This window comes from Streptomyces sp. NPDC057486 (assembly GCF_042802415.1).
GTDB classification, from domain to species: Bacteria; Actinomycetota; Actinomycetes; order Streptomycetales; family Streptomycetaceae; genus Streptomyces; species Streptomyces yanii.
Window position 1 is genome coordinate 1 of record NZ_JBHVEE010000024.1, and the last position, 13,656, is coordinate 13,656.

A 13,656-nucleotide genomic window follows, 5' to 3' on the forward strand; every position below is an offset into this window, starting at 1 on the left:
GCCCTCCACAGCGCGATCACGCAGTGAGCTGGTCGCACTGGAGACGCCGCCACCAAGCACGCGCCCGACACTGTCACTACATGCGGCGCGGCCACACGTTCGCGGGACGGTCCGCCAAGACCGCCCCGCACCCAAACCCACCCCGCTACAATCCCCACACCCAAGCCGTTGACCAGCAGTAATGGAAAAGTACGGCTGGAGTACTAGTCGCACGGCGCCTACGCCGAGCCTCGGCCCGGAACGCGTCCTTGTGTCGAGAACCGAGGAGGCCACTGGTCGAGTCCGGGTGATGGTTGCTTGCACGGATTCACCTCGGCGAAGCGTGCTGAGGTGGCGCTTCGGTTCATCCGGCATGACGGCATCATCGCCCCCTGTGACCAGCAGGGGGTCGGAGGGGCACAGCCGGCCCAGGACATGCCGAACTCCTATCGGAACTCGGCCGAAGGCGGCAACGCCCCGGAATCGGCGGACACCTGGCCGGTCCCCGGCGCTTCTCACAGAGCGCGGTGCATGATGTGCAGCCCGACGTAGCCCTTCTTCGGGTGGCGGAAACCCTCCGGCAGCGTGCCCAGTACCTCGAAGCCGAGTGCCCGGTACAGGTTCACCGCGTGGACGTTGGTCTCCACAACCGCGTTGAACTGCATCGCCCGGTAGCCCGCCGCACGTGCCCACTGGATCGTGTATTCGCATAGCGCGCGCCCCACGCCCTGCCCTGAGTGCGCCGGAGCGACCATGTAGCTGGCGCTCGCGATGTGCGATCCGTTGCCCATGTGGTTGCGGTTCATCTTTGCCGTGCCCAGGACCGTACCCGAGTCGTCCACCGCGACGACGGTCCGGTCGGGGGATGGCAGGATCCACCAGTCACGGCCTTGGTCCCGACCGAGATCCGTCGGATAGGTGAACGTCTCACCTGCGGCGACGATGGTGTGGAAGAAGGGCCAGATGGCGGCCCAGTCCTCCAGGTTGGCTTCCCTGATCAACATGTGGTCAGGATGCCGGAACGGGAACGCGACCTCCAGCACTTTTCCCGCCCGGAACGTCGTCGGATTCCGCGGGTGACTCCAGCGGGCGGGGCTCGGGTGCAGGCGCTGGGGTGCGCGCAGGGATGGTCCGTATGCGGCGGGAGGCGCGCTTCAGGCGGCCGCGAGCCCTTCGATACGGTCCGATGGCGGACGCTTACGTCATGCCACTGTCCACATGCCGCACGTCGAACGAAATGCCCGTCATGTGCCAACCCGGGCCGATGCGGAGACAGTTGTGAACCTGCCCGGTCCATGGGGCGGCTGCGCGAACCTGTGAGGGGCGCAGTACTGTGCGCCCCACCGCCATCCAGGCGATGAAACATGTGGAGGAACAATCCATGACCATACCCAGGAGACCGTTGCGTGCCGCGGGGACATTCGCGGCCGCTGCGGTTGTCGGCCTGACCGGCGCGGTCCTTTCCGCCGGTCCGGCCGCAGCTCACACCCCCACCTGGGCCGTGACCTGTAATGAAGTGACGCTTGACCTGACCGCCTACAACAGCGACGTCGCCAACACGGTGACCGTCACGGTTGACGGCAAGGACCTCCTGCCCACCGAGACCTTCGGCAAGGAGTTCCACAAGAAGCTCGAACTGCCTGAGCACGACAAGGAACTGACAGTCCACCTGGTCGTGAAGGCCGGCGACGGCGACCGGTTCTCGAAGGACGACACCAAGCAGGCACCGGTGTGTGAGGACAACACCCCGACGCCCACGCCGACGGCATCCGAGTCGAAGCCGGCCGAGAAGCCCACGACGGAGGCGCCCGCGCCGAGCGCCACGCCGAGCCAGAGCTCGCCCGAGACCGCGCCCGCCGCGGCCTCGCCGAGCCCCGGCTCGCCCGACCTGGCCGAGACGGGTTCGTCGTCCGCCACGCCCGTCATCGGTGGTGCGGCTGTCGCCGTGCTGCTGGCCGGTGGCGGCATCATGTGGTCCGTGCGCAAGCGTCGCACCGCGCAGGGCTGACGTAGCCCAGTAGTCCACCGGTTCGAGCGCAGGACCGCGCGGGACCGTCGGACGAGGGGCGTGCAGCATCACGCAGTGCGTGACGGCACGCCCCTCACTGCACCCTCAACGTCGTTCCTCCGCCGGCTCGGACGGATTCGGGGTGTTCGCAGGCGATGCGGACCCATGGGTCTCCGTGGCAGCGACCGGGGGGCCGGAGCAGGGTGGTGTGGCAGGTCCGATCTCGCACCACACGGCCTTCCCCTCGCCGCGCGGCTCGATGCCCCAGCGGACGGCGATGGCGTCGAGGAGCAGCAGACCGCGTCCCGATGTCGCGGTCTCACCGGGAGTCCGGCGCCTCGGCCAGACACTGGAGCGGTCCTGTACCGAAAGCCGCACCCGGCGGACAGGCTCCGGAAGGACCTCCAGCGTGAGCACCGCCCCGCCCTCGGTGTGCAGAAGCACATTCACCAGCAGCTCACCGGTGACCAGTTCGGCATCGTCGGCGAGATCGGGCATGTTCCAGTCCTGCAGAGCCTGACGCACGATGGAGCGGGCATCGGAGAGCCCTTCGGGATCCGCCTGGTGGATGTACTGGTGCAAGCGGGGCGCTCGCGGCGAACCCGGGTCCGGACTGCGCCGGAGTACCAGCAGCGCCACATCGTCCCCCGCGCCCCAGCGCTCCCAGAGTCGGTCGGACAAATGGTCGGCCAGTGCCTGCGCACTCGCGGGCCCCGTGCTCACCTCGCGGATCAGCGCACGGATACCCGATTCGATATCGGCGCCCGGTTTTTCCACCAGCCCATCGGTGTACAGGACAAGGGTTTCGCCGGGCACCAGGTCGAGACGCGTCTCCGGGTACTCCTCGTTCTCGAAGTCGGTGGAGAGCCCCAGGGGCAGGCCGCCCCGTATCTGCGGAGTGCCGACCCGGCCGTCCATGTGCCGGATCAGTGGTCCGAAGTGCCCGGCGCGGACCGCGCGCACGGTGCTCGAGGGGAGGTCGACCTGGGCGTATGTACAGGTGGCGAAGCGATCCGTGTCCAGTTCGGCGAGAAAGCGTGAGGCCCGGGCCAGCACTGTCGCCGGCGGGTGCCCCTCGCCCGCGTACGCGCGCAGGGCGATGCGCAGCTGGCCCATGATGGCGGCCGCATGCGTGTCATGGCCTTCCACGTCGCCCACGACGATGCCGAAGCGGTTCTTGGGCAGGGCGATCACGTCGTACCAGTCGCCGCCGACCTGGCGCCCGCTCCGTGCTGCGTGGTAGCGCACCGCGATCTCGCCGCCCTCGATCTCCTGGATCCGCCTGGGAAGCATCGCCGACTGCAGTCCGGTGGCGAACTCCCGTTCCTCGTCGAAGAGGGTTGCCCGCTGCAGTGACTGGGCCACGATCGCCGAGAGTCCCAGACACAGATTGCGTTCGTCGGCGTTGAAGTCCGTCCGCTCGCAGTAGAAGAGCGCGAGACCGCCCAGTGATCGCGCCTGCGCGATCAGTGGAAGATAGGCGGCGGCGCGGAACTTCAGCTCGTCCGTGAACGGCTCCAGGGCCGGATACCGCCGTAGGAGGCCGGCGATCGAGGTCACGAACCGGGGCCGACCACTGAGGACCGTATCGGCCAGCGGGAACCGCGGATCGAGGTTCCCGGACCCGAACTTGATGATGCTCTCCGGCGCGATGCCGCTCGCCGCGATGACATTGAGGGAGGCGTTGTCCACCAGACCCAGGGCGACCCCGTCCGCGCCGAGCATGGCCAGGCTGCTCGGACCGGTGAGTGTGGCAGTCACGTCGTTCACGCTCACCGCGCGCGACATCGCACTTGTTGTACGTTCAACGATGCTCGTCTGTCGTTGGCGGCGTTTCTCCAGGTCCAGCACGAAGGCCGAATGGGTGACCTCCGCCGTCGCATCGCGCACGACCCCGATGACCCGGTGCGCCCGCCCGTCGTCCCTGCGCAGAATCCGTGCCTGGACATGTGTCCACTGGTGGGTGCCGTTCGCACGCGGAACCTGGAAATGGACGCTGTACGAACTGTGGCCACCCGCGATGGCCTCGTCGATCGCCAGTTCCAGCCGGTCCCGTTCCGCCGGTTCGAGCCGCGAAACCAGAATTCCCGGGTCAGGGGTGAACTCCTCCGGGTCCAGTCCGAAGACGAGCAGACCTGCCGCGTCGATGTCCAGTGACCGCGTATCCAGGTCCCACTCGAAGCTGCCCGTGCGATTCAGGGCGAGCCGCTCCTCCGTCCCGGTCTCGCCGCTGTACGGCCGGTCGATCTGCAGGCGGGGCGTATCGTCGGAGTCTGGGGCCCGGTCGTGGTCGGTCATTCCTGCTCCGGAGATCGTCCGGCGGGATCGGCGGACAGTACGGCCTGTATGTGCTTCTCGTACTGTGTCTTATTGTCGAACCCGTTCCCCAGTACTGCCACAGCGGATCCGGCGCTCCCATCGGCCCACCGAACACGTCCCAGCGGGTCCTCGGCACCCCTGCTGCCCCGGCCTGCGGACCGCCACCGCAGAATGAGCACCGGAAGATCGTCCGTGACCGGCGGACGGTACAACCCAGGGGCTGACCGGAGCGCACTGATGAACAACGAAGACCCCGTCCTGCTGCACACCGAGGGCCGCACCCGGCACATCACACTCAACCGCCCACGCGCCCTGAACGCGCTGACCCACACCATGGTGCTCCGCGTCGACGAAGCCCTCACCGCGGCCGAACAGGACGACTCGGTCACCGCGGTGCTGATCAGCGGGGCGGGGGAGCGCGGCCTCTGCGCAGGCGGTGACATCCGCGCGGTATACGAGGACGCCCGCGCGGGCGGCTCCGCATCGTTGGACTTCTGGCGCGACGAGTACCGGCTCAATGCCCGTATCGCCCGCTTCCCCAAGCCGTACATTGCGCTCATGGACGGCATCGTGATGGGCGGCGGGGTGGGCATCTCGGCCCACGGAAGTGTCCGTGTCGTCACGGAACGCTCCCGCGTCGCCATGCCGGAGACCGGGATCGGCTTCGTACCCGATGTGGGCGGGACTCGTCTCCTCGCCTCCGCGCCCGGAGAACTCGGCACCCACCTGGCGCTCACCGGGGACGCCGTCGGAGCGGCCGACGCCCTGCTGTGCGGGCTCGCGGACCATTTCGTGCCGTCGCGGCACCTCGCGGAACTGACCCGGGAGCTGGCCGGGGCCACCACGGCCGCCGGCGTCACGGAGGTGGCGCAGCAGTACGTCACCGAGGCGCCACTCGCCGAACTGGCCGCGCATCGCGACTGGATCGACGCCTGCTATGCGGCCGACTCGGTCGAGGAGATCGTCGACCGGCTCCAGAACTGCGGCGAACCCGCCGCGAAGGAGACCGCCCAGACGATTCTGGCCAAGTCGCCCACCGCACTCAAGGCGACCCTTGCCTCGGTGCGCAGCGCCCGGCTCCTCAACAGCTTGGAGGAGGTCCTCGACCAGGAGTTCCGCGTCTCCTGCGCCGCCTTCACCCGGCCCGATCTGGTGGAAGGTGTACGCGCCCAGATCATCGACAAGGACCGCAACCCGCGCTGGAGCCCGGCCCGGCTGGACCAGGTCACGGCTGATGACGTGGCAGCGTTCTTCGCACCCTTGGGCGGCCTCGAACTCGGACTCGCCCGCGAGGCGTCGGCCGCCGGCTGAGGCACGCGGCGAGCCAGGCGCGATTCCCGGACGCGGCGGCGCCCCGACACGAGCGCGCGAGCCGGCAGCGCCCCGGGGCGCTGCCGGCTCCCTTCGCTCCGGAACTCGTGGGCCCCACCCGCCCTACGGAACCCGCAAGCGGAGTCGTCCAGCAGCCGGTGGTCCTTGAGACGGTATAAAACGTTTCATCACAATTCATCACGAGAGAGGGAGCTCGGGCGGCCCCGCGCCCCGGCGAGTGGCCACCGCATCGAAGAGATCCCAGCCGTCGAGCTGCTCGGTCGAGGGGGTGTCCGGGTGCCACCCGCCGGACACCGCCTCGTCGAGCAGGGCCCTGACGGTTCCGGGCTTGTGCAGGTTCAACCAGCCGCCCTGTGCGGTGCCGACGGCTCCCGAAGGGAGAAAGCCGTCGGGGACCAGTCGACCGGTGCCCTCCTGGAACACGATCAGAAGCCGCCCGCGTGCGCGGTGGCGCCGGATCGTGAGGATCTCGCGGCAGTTGCGATATGTGCCCTCCTCGACATCGTGGTCATGGCCGACCGACCAGAGGAACGTCTCGTCGTTCACCACGAGACGCCGGGCGCTCCTGCTGCTTCGAACCATCGGCGGACCGCCGTCCTTGTCGTCGTGTCTGCGGTCAGAAGAACAGTCTGACCCTTTTCTCGATCAGCAGGCGCTCACGGTCCTGGGCCACGCGGCGCAGCGCCGCCCGCATCGTGAGGGCGCCCGTATCCGTTCAGTGCCACGAGAGGGCGCGCACCACGACCCGGGCATACGCGTCGTACGGGTCTCCGGGGCAGGACCTTCTCGGCGGCAGGCTCCCGTATCACGCCCCGGACGAGAGCCTCTTCGTGCTCCGTCGCCGGTTCCGGCTCTGCTGCGCGGGCGAGCTCGCAGAACGGGACCGATCCCTCCGGCAGCGGCTCGAAGTCCGGCTCCACCCCTTCGAACGTCGCCACCCAGGCGCCCGTCGTCGGGCGTGAATACACCTTTACGGTCCGAACCGGGCGGGCGAGTGCGAACCTCCGTGGAGCTGCAGTCATGGCAGCCACCGTAGGGGCGGCACCACCACCGTGTCACCGGCAATCCGCCGCGCTGCCCCAACCTGCCCGCGGGCACCGACCGAGGCGGCCGCCCGTTCCCTCCCCTGGGGAACGAACCGGCCGCCGCCACGGGCACCGCGGCCCGGGCCCCGACGCTGCACGGTCTGCAATGCTCCGTGCTGCTCAGCGACCGCTGGTGGACATGGTCGGCTGCAGGGTCCCCACGAGGTCGAAGAATCGGGCCTCATTGCCGCAGAGCCCTGCACGTTGCAGCGCGCCGTCGGCCTCCGCTATGGGCGAGGCGAGCAGGGGCAGGTACAACGGCGCCTCGTCCGGGTCCGCGAGGGCGGCCCGTGTGGCCTCCAGCAGCCGGACGTACGCCTGGGCCGCGGCGAGTTCGTCATTGCGCATCTCAGCATCTCCTGGTCAGAGGTGTCGGACCATCAAGCATGTCTCATGGGTCTGACAACGCTGTTCAGGAATCCGTGACGGGGATGTCCGGGGCCGTTCCGCAGAGACGCGACACGCGGGTCCGGGTTCGGATCACCGCGTGCCGGTCCGCCCCGATCTGTTCGAGGAATGCAGTCCCCTCAACGGAATCCTCGAACCCGGGTGTCATGACGAGTCCGCGACCGGCGCGCGCCCGAGTACCACCGTCACCTCCGAGATCCCCGCATCGCCCTCGGCGACGGCGAACGTGGAGCTGTCCGGCCGCTGGGCCTGCAGGGCGGCCTGCGGTGTGTTCCGCGGCCGGCGCACCGTGAGGCGATGGGCGGGAATGACGGTGGGACGTTCAGAGGTTTCGAGCGCTGCTCCGTGACGACGCGGGGTGGGAGTTCGGCCGCACCGGGCGCAGCACCGTGCAGGCGACGACGAACGCGGCGACGAGGAAGCCCGCGCCCACGGTGAAGGCCAGGTGGTAGCCGCCCGTCAGCGACGTGGCCCGGCTCGCTCCGTTCGTGAGCAGTGCCTCGGTGCGGGAGGCCGCCAGTGTGGACAGCAGGGCGACGCCCACCGCCATGCCGATCTGCTGGGTGGTGTTGAACAGCCCGGACGCGAGCCCGGCGTCGTCGGCCTTCGCATCGGACATGCCGAGCGTGGTCAGCGCGGGGAGGGCGAGGCCGAAACCGGCCCCGAGCAGCATCACCGGGAGCAGATCGGTGAGGTAGTGCGCGTGTACGGGCACGCGGGCGAGCAGTCCGAGGACCCCGATCAGCATGACGAGCCCGGTCAGCAGGACCCGGCGTTCACCGAAGCGCGCATTGAGGCGGGCCGAGACCCCCAGGGACACCGCGCCGATCGCCACGGCTGCCGGAAGCATGGCGAGTCCCGTCCGAGCGGATCCGTAACCGAGGACCTTCTGCAGGTACAAAGCGACCAGGATCTGGAACGAGAACAGCGCCGCGACCATGAGCAGTTGGACCAGATTGGCCCCCGCGACCGTACGCGACCGCAGGATGCGCAGGGGCATGAGAGGGGTTCCGGCAGTGGCCTGGCGAGCGACGAATGCGCCGAGCAGGACGGCGGCGAGGGCGCCCAGCCCCAGCGTGTGCGCCGAGGTCCAGCCGTACTCCTCGACCTGGACGACGGTGTAGATGCCGACCATCAGCCCTGCGGTGACCAGGAGCGCGCCGGTGACGTCCGCGCCGGCCCGGAGGCCGAGACCGCGGTCGGCGGGCAGGACGGGCATGGCGATGACGAGCGTCGCGAGGCCGATCGGCAGATTGATGAAGAAGATCCAGTGCCAGCTGAGCGCATCGGTGAGGACGCCGCCGAGCACCTGGCCGATCGACGCCCCTGCCGCACCGGTGAAGCTGAACACGGCTATCGCACGGGCGCGTTCGCGGGCCTCTGTGAAGAGCGTCACGAGGATGCCCAGGCCGACGGCGGACGTCATCGCGCTGCCGACGCCCTGCAGGAACCGGGAGGCGATCAGCATCGCGGGCGTGGTGGCCACGCCGGCGAGCAGAGAGGCGGCGGTGAACACCGCGGTGCCGACGAGGAACATGCGCTTGCGGCCGAGCAGATCGCCGAGCCTGCCTGCGAGAAGCAGCAGGCTGCCGAATGCGATCAGGTAGGCGTTGACGACCCAGCTCAATCCGGCAGGCGTGAACCCCAGGTCGTTCTGGATGGTCGGCATGGCCACGGTCACGATGGATCCGTCGAGGACGATCATCAGCATCCCCGTGGCGATCACCCCGAGTGCCAGCCGACGCGAGCGGGCTGAGGGATGGGGGACCGCGGAGGGTGCCGGACCATCAACAGGTGCGGAAGAAGCGGAAGGAGCAGAAGGAGCGGACATGCGGTCTCTCCTGTCGAATGAGGTGACAGGAGAGACGTTAGCAGATGGTTTTGTTGTAGATGATTTCTTTCGGGTCTACCTCTGTGACCCGTCACCCTCGCTGGCGTGCCCGCCGGACCGTCTGCGGACTCTCGGACGGAGTGGCCAGGTGCCTGTCGACCAGGTGTTCCAGTGCGCGCAGCAGCATGTCGCGTTCGTCCTGGGGGAGGGCGGTGAGCGCCCGCTCGTGCACACCGTCGACGATCTGCTGGCTCTGCTCGGCGACCTTGGCGCCCTTCTCGGTCACAGCGATGATCCGGGCGCGACGGTCCTTGCTGGAGGGGCGGCGCTCGGCGAGACCGGCCTGCTCCAGGGCGTCGACCGTCACGACCATCGTGGTCTTGTCCATGTCGCCGATCTCGGCGAGCTGGATCTGGGTCCGCTCCTCCTCCAGCGCGTGGACCAGGACGCAGTGCATGCGCGCCGTGAGTCCGATCTCGGCGAGTGCCGCCGACATCTGGGTCCGCAGGACGTGACTGGTGTGGTCCAGCAGGAAGGAGAGGTCCGGTTCGGTGCGGGTGGGTGACATGGCGGTCATGTCTGCCAGGGTAACCGCGATTCGGTCCGTGGCGGATTATCCGGAAGCCGGCCTATGCGGCATCGCCCGGGCGACGGCGAGCCGAGGAAAACCGGTACCCGACAACCGTCGGCGAGGGCACCATGGGACGCCATGACCATCGACCGTGTCGTACTCCTTGCGCCGCGCACCAGCGGGACCGGACGCCGCCTTGCCGAGACCGCTGCCGGCCGGGGACTGCGCGTACTGACCGCGGACGGCTGGGCGCTGCCGGCCGAGGCGCAGGGCGCCGAGCGGGCGCACCTGTACGGCGGGCCGCTGCTTGCCGACAGGGTGGCTGGTGAGCTGGACATCGTCCCGCTGGAGCCTCCGGCGGACTGGCTGGCCCGGCTGCCGACGGGACTGACCGGCCGCCGGGTCGAGGCGGTCACCCTGGAGGAGGCGCGGGAACTGCGCCGACCGGCCTTCGTCAAGCCGCCGACCGACAAGTTCTTTCCGGCCCGCATCTATCCCGACGGCTCCAGGCTGCCCGGCCCTGACGCGTTCGACGACGACCTGCCGGTGCTCGTGAGCGACATCGTCTGCTTCGCCCGTGAGTACCGCCTCTTCGTGCTGGACGGTGCCGTACACACCGGCAGCCGCTACTCCGTGGGCGCCACGCTCGATCCGGCGCCCCTGGTGGAGGACCGGTTCGACACCGAGGTCCGTGCGTTCGCCGCCGAGCTGCTCACGGAGGCCGCGGGCTCGCTGCCTTCGGCCGCGGTGGTGGACGTCGGGCTGCTCGACGGCGGTGGTTGGGCAGCGGTGGAGGCGAACCCGGCCTGGGCGAGCGGAGGTTACGCCTGCGATCCGGAACGGGTGCTCGACGTGGTGCTCCGTGCGGCCGGACCGGCCGCCGAAGCGGCCCCGCCGGACCTGCGCTTCGCCCGGTCCCTGCCGGAGGTCCCGGCAGGTCGGGGCAGCTCCGGGCGGACCGGCGCGCGGGCGAACGGCTCCCCGGTGGTGTGTGCGTAGGCCAACCGTACGTACACCTCGCTCATGGTGCGTGGACGGTGGCAGGGGCCGCCGCAGCAGCCTCCGTGAAAGCGGAGGTCCGCGTTCAGTAGGACGGAAAAGGTCCGCCAGGCCTCCGTGTCCGGACGCCGCGGCTCGGCGAACGCCGAGCCGACGTGGATCAGCGGCGGTGCGCAGCACGGGCAGATCCGGTCGTGGCCGCCCGGAAGGGGGTGCTTGTACGAGGGTGGGCAGGGCAGGCAGACGTACGAGGTCCTGGTGGGGGACATGCGGCGAGCGTGGGTGCGTCGTGGCCCGGCGGCGACGAAATCACCGGGGCGCGGAACCGCCCGCCGGTCCGGTGTGCACCACCAGGTCGACGAGCGGTCCCGCGCCGCCTTCACGGCGTTGCCGACGAGCAGCCGGCCGGGCGCGTCAGGTCATCCGGTGTACTGGGCGAACACCCGCGTGTAGTCCCACGCCTGCTGACTGACGCCGGAGCAGGTATCCGCTCCGCCGCCTGCGCACGGTCGGTCACGGTTGACCGACCAGAAGGTGAGCCGCGCCAGGTGATGCTGCTGGGCGTACGCGAGGACGGTGCGGAAGTCGTCGACGGTCACCGTCTCGTTGTCGTCGGTGATGCCGTTCATCGACGAGATGCCGATCGACCGGTAGGTCTGGTCGTCGCTGTATCCGTACGCGCTCTTCACCGCGTTCTTCAGGCCCTCGGCGGCCCGTGTGGTGAGGGTCCCCATGTTCTGTCCGGCGCCGCCGAAGTCGAAGGGCATGATCGTCCAGCTGTCGACGGTCAGCCCCGCGGCGGCGGCGCGGTTGATCAGGGAGGTGTCGGGCCCGTTCTGGCCGGTGCCGAAGGTGACGTACACCTTGATGCCCGGGTTGTTGGCCTTGATGGTCTTCAGCGCGTCGACCGTCCGCTGCTGGACAGTGGCGCTGCTGTATGCCTCCGCTTCGATGTCGATGTCGATGTCGATGGCTTTGAGACCGTACGCGTTGATGACCTTCTGATACGCGGCGGCGAGCTCACTCGCGCTGGAGCAGGAACTCTCCAGCTTGTTGCCGCTCCAACCACCGAAGGACGGGATGACGTCCCCACCCGCGCCCCGCACGGTGTTGATGGTCTGCTGGTCGACGCCGCCGGTCAGCGGCCGCCCGCCGTCCCACTGGGGGTTGCAGTAGCCGTTGCTGAGCACGAACGCCAGGGTGAACCACTTGACCCCGGTTGCGTTCATGACGGTGGTCGGGCTCGGCGGGCTGCCCCACCCGTTGTACAGATACGGCGCGACGGCCATCGTGCCGCCGGGGCCGGGATTGCCGCCCTCCGAGGGGGCGGTCCACTTCTGGTTGGTGGTTCCGGCGCAGGTCCAGATCTGGAGCCGGGTGCCGTTGGCGGATGAGTTGCCGGTGGCGTCCATGCACTTGTCGGCCTGGGTGTTCACGATGTCGCGGGCCGCGGATACGGACCAGCGCTGATTGCCTCCACCGGTGCAGTCCCAGAGTTGGAGCTGGGCGCCGTTGGCGGTGCTGTTGTCCTTGACGTCGAGGCACTTGCCGAGGGCGCGGATCGTCCCGTCCGAGCCGACGGTCCACTTCTGGGCGGCGGTTCCGTTGCAGTCGTAGAGCTGGACCGCTGTCCCGTTGGCGGCGGAGGCTCCTGCCACGTCCACGCACTTGCCACCCAGCCCGGTGATCGATCCGGTGCCGGTGGTCGCGGCACTGGCGGCGGGCAGGGTGACGAGCGAGGCTGCGGCGGCGAGGAGGAACGCTGCCGGCAGGGTGAGCAGGCCGAGGCGGCGGCGTGAGCGGCTCATGCGGCGTTCACCGTCCACTTCTGGTTGGCGGTTCCGGCGCAGGTCCAGATTTGGAGCCGGGTGCCGTTGGCGGATGAGTTGCCGGTGGCGTCCATGCACTTGTCGGCCTGGACGTTCACGATGTCCCGTGCACCGGACACCCCCCAGCGCTGATTGCCTCCACCGTTGCAGTCCCAGAGTTGGAGCTGGGCGCCGTTGGCGGTGCTGTTGTCCTTGACGTCGAGGCACTTGCCGAGGGCGCGGATCGTCCCGTCCGAGCCGACGGTCCACTTCTGGGCGGCGGTTCCGTTGCAGTCGTAGAGCTGGACCGCTGTCCCGTTGGCGGCGGAGGCTCCTGCGACGTCCACGCACTTGCCACCCAGCCCCGTGATGGTGCCGCTCGTGCCGCCGGATCCGCTGTCACTGGTGGTGACGCGCACGTAGTCGACGACGAGCTGTCGCGGGAAGGTGGTGCTGCCGTCGGGGTCGCCGGGCCAGTAGCCGCCGACCGCGAGGTTCATGATGATGAAGAACGGCTTGTTGAACACCCAGCTTTTCCCGCCGAGATCGGCAGGCGTGCGTCGCTGGTAGACATTGCCGTCCACGGACCAGGTGATCGAGTCGGGTGCCCAGTCCACCGCGAAGGTGTGGAAGGCGTCGGCGAATGCCTGGCCGCCGGGCAGGGCGTAGCCGGCCCCGATGCCGCCGGAGCCGGAGTACCCGGGGCCGTGGATGGTGCCGTGGACCGTGCCGGGTTCGAAGCCGACGTTCTCCATGATGTCGATCTCGCCGCTGTTGGGCCAGCCCACGCTGCCGATGTCGTCGCCGAGCATCCAGAACGCGGGCCACATGCCCTGACCACGCGGGATCTTCATCCTCGTCTCGATGTGTCCGTATGTCGAGGTGAACTTGCCGGCCGTGTTCAGCCGGGCCGAGGTGTACTCGCACCGGCCGTACCAGCACTGGTAGTTGCCCGGATTGTCCTTGCGGGCGGTGATGACGAGATTGCCCTGACCGTCGAGGGCGGCGTTGCTGTTGCCCGCCGTGTAGTACTGGCGCTCGTGGTTGTTGACGTTGTCGCCGGTCTCGGTCTGCCACTTGCTTCCGTCGACCGCCGATCCGGCCGGACCGTTGAAGTCGTCGGAGAACGTTGTTGCGGCGGCCGCGGCGGCGACGACGACGCGTGGTGCGGGTGCGGGCGCGGCGCCGGCGGGGGCAGTGGTCACCGCACCTGAGCAGCAGAGCAGGGCCACGACGTACAGCGCCATCCGGCGCCGTCTGGGGGTTCGCACAGTCATCACATCACTCTTCATGGGGGGCATGTACATGACAGGTTG

At 69.2% G+C, this 13,656-nt stretch carries 11 protein-coding genes; 3 read left to right on the forward strand and 8 right to left on the reverse strand.

Annotated elements, in window-relative coordinates:
- Nucleotides 1-494: 494 nt before the first annotated feature.
- Nucleotides 495-983 carry a GNAT family N-acetyltransferase gene (locus ACFU6I_RS14135; RefSeq protein ID WP_384365300.1) on the reverse strand — a complete coding sequence of 163 codons (489 nt, stop codon included), beginning with the start codon at nt 981-983 and terminating at the stop codon, nt 495-497.
- 377 nt (nt 984-1,360) lie between these two features.
- Between ACFU6I_RS14135 and ACFU6I_RS14140 the strand changes: the two genes are divergently transcribed.
- Nucleotides 1,361-1,987, forward strand: a complete 627-nt coding sequence (locus tag ACFU6I_RS14140) for an LAETG motif-containing sortase-dependent surface protein (protein ID WP_384365303.1) — start codon at nt 1,361-1,363, stop codon at nt 1,985-1,987.
- 105 nt (nt 1,988-2,092) lie between these two features.
- Here ACFU6I_RS14140 and ACFU6I_RS14145 read toward each other — a convergent pair whose 3' ends face one another.
- Nucleotides 2,093-4,285: a SpoIIE family protein phosphatase gene (locus tag ACFU6I_RS14145; protein ID WP_384365306.1), complete on the reverse strand. Its 2,193-nt coding sequence runs from the start codon at nt 4,283-4,285 to the stop codon at nt 2,093-2,095.
- Between the two features lie 258 nt (nt 4,286-4,543).
- Here ACFU6I_RS14145 and ACFU6I_RS14150 point away from each other — a divergent pair, with 258 nt between their 5' ends.
- Complete coding sequence (locus ACFU6I_RS14150; RefSeq protein WP_384365309.1) at nt 4,544-5,617, forward strand: enoyl-CoA hydratase/isomerase family protein; 1,074 nt, start codon at nt 4,544-4,546, stop codon at nt 5,615-5,617.
- A gap of 198 nt (nt 5,618-5,815) precedes the next feature.
- On the opposite strand, the gene ACFU6I_RS14155 is transcribed toward ACFU6I_RS14150, so the two are convergent.
- The 4 genes from ACFU6I_RS14155 to ACFU6I_RS14170 all read right to left on the reverse strand — a co-directional run bounded on the left by ACFU6I_RS14155 (nt 5,816) and on the right by ACFU6I_RS14170 (nt 9,539).
- The gene (locus ACFU6I_RS14155; RefSeq protein WP_384365312.1) at nt 5,816-6,220 is read right to left on the reverse strand and encodes a hypothetical protein; all 405 of its coding nucleotides are present in this window, start codon (nt 6,218-6,220) and stop codon (nt 5,816-5,818) included.
- A 623-nt stretch (nt 6,221-6,843) separates the two neighbouring features.
- On the reverse strand, nt 6,844-7,071 hold the full coding sequence (locus ACFU6I_RS14160) for a hypothetical protein (protein ID WP_384365315.1): 228 nt from the start codon (nt 7,069-7,071) through the stop codon (nt 6,844-6,846).
- 382 nt (nt 7,072-7,453) lie between these two features.
- Nucleotides 7,454-8,962: an MFS transporter gene (locus ACFU6I_RS14165; protein WP_384365318.1), complete on the reverse strand. Its 1,509-nt coding sequence runs from the start codon at nt 8,960-8,962 to the stop codon at nt 7,454-7,456.
- A 91-nt stretch (nt 8,963-9,053) separates the two neighbouring features.
- Nucleotides 9,054-9,539: a MarR family winged helix-turn-helix transcriptional regulator gene (locus tag ACFU6I_RS14170; protein WP_384365321.1), complete on the reverse strand. Its 486-nt coding sequence runs from the start codon at nt 9,537-9,539 to the stop codon at nt 9,054-9,056.
- 132 nt (nt 9,540-9,671) lie between these two features.
- On the opposite strand from ACFU6I_RS14170, the gene ACFU6I_RS14175 reads away from it, so the two are divergent.
- Nucleotides 9,672-10,532, forward strand: a complete 861-nt coding sequence (locus ACFU6I_RS14175; protein ID WP_384365324.1) for an ATP-grasp domain-containing protein — start codon at nt 9,672-9,674, stop codon at nt 10,530-10,532.
- A 419-nt stretch (nt 10,533-10,951) separates the two neighbouring features.
- Here ACFU6I_RS14175 and ACFU6I_RS14180 read toward each other — a convergent pair whose 3' ends face one another.
- Complete coding sequence (locus ACFU6I_RS14180; protein ID WP_384365327.1) at nt 10,952-12,340, reverse strand: ricin-type beta-trefoil lectin domain protein; 1,389 nt, start codon at nt 12,338-12,340, stop codon at nt 10,952-10,954.
- Entirely contained in the window at nt 12,337-13,617 is a 1,281-nt protein-coding gene (locus tag ACFU6I_RS14185) for a ricin-type beta-trefoil lectin domain protein (RefSeq protein WP_384365330.1), read from the reverse strand. Before ACFU6I_RS14185 ends, ACFU6I_RS14180 begins: the two co-directional genes overlap by 4 nt.
- Between the last annotated feature and the right edge of the window lie 39 nt (nt 13,618-13,656).